General features: G+C 41.3%; 2 protein-coding genes. Both read right to left on the minus strand.

Features of this window, described 5'->3' with window-relative positions; translation table 11 throughout:
- Positions 1-274 (minus strand): WbqC family protein (locus HMPREF9074_RS10055; RefSeq protein WP_034540579.1); only part of this gene is annotated, 274 nt, incomplete at its 3' end.
- On the minus strand, positions 274-870 hold a 597-nt coding region (locus HMPREF9074_RS10060; RefSeq protein WP_034540584.1), incomplete at its 5' end, for a S26 family signal peptidase. The genes HMPREF9074_RS10055 and HMPREF9074_RS10060, both read right to left, overlap by 1 nt.

The raw sequence follows: 870 nt of genomic DNA on the forward strand, positions 1-870 counted from the left end.
CGGTTTCTAAACTCTTCCAATGTAGGCGTTGCCAAGGGAAATGGTTTTCTACCTTCACATCTTTGAATAGCTGCCTACCATTTTCTCCTCCTACGTGTTTAATAGGTAGATTTAAGGCTTGTTTGCCATTAGCACCATAGATATAAGCTCTATTTCTAAGCGTTTGCTTCTGATAATTGTCAGATACTTCTAACACGCACGGATAGCTGAGTATTAGGTGAAATTGTGCTATTGAAGGGAAATAAGTAGGGTGTAATAATACTTGCTCTGTCATTATTCTTTTACTTTTTTCTTTCGTAAGAAGCTGTAGCCTGCCCATCCGCCTAAGAGTAATAAAACTACCCAACTGTATGATACGGGCTCTCCTTCTCCATTCACAGTGGTAAAGAGGCGTTTCCAACGAATTTTGTTAAATCCACTTTGGTTTTTATCGAGACTCATCCAGATGAGTACGGGCTTGCCTACGATGTGGTCTTCTGGCACAAAGCCCCAGAACCTACTATCTTCTGAATTGTGGCGGTTATCCCCCATCATCCAGTAATAATCCTGCTTAAAGGTGTACGAACTTGCTTTTTGTCCGTTGATGTAAATCTCTGTTCCTCTTACTTCTAACGTATTGTGTTCGTACTCTTTGATAATGCGCTTATACAGTGGTAGGTTCTCTACTGATAGTGCTACACTTGCACCTTGAGCAGGTATGGTAATAGGCCCATAATTATCTTCATTCCAAGGGAAAGCAGGTGAATGAGGGAATATAGCAGGGTTATAGCCTTTGTCGTTAATATTGCGAGTTACCGATACTATGCCTGCACTTTTAGCCAAGGCTTGTGCTACCTCATCAGTGAGTGAGGTGAAAATATAGGTGTTAGC

Source organism: Capnocytophaga sp. oral taxon 329 str. F0087 (assembly GCF_000213295.2).
Classification (GTDB): Bacteria; Bacteroidota; Bacteroidia; order Flavobacteriales; family Flavobacteriaceae; genus Capnocytophaga; species Capnocytophaga leadbetteri_A.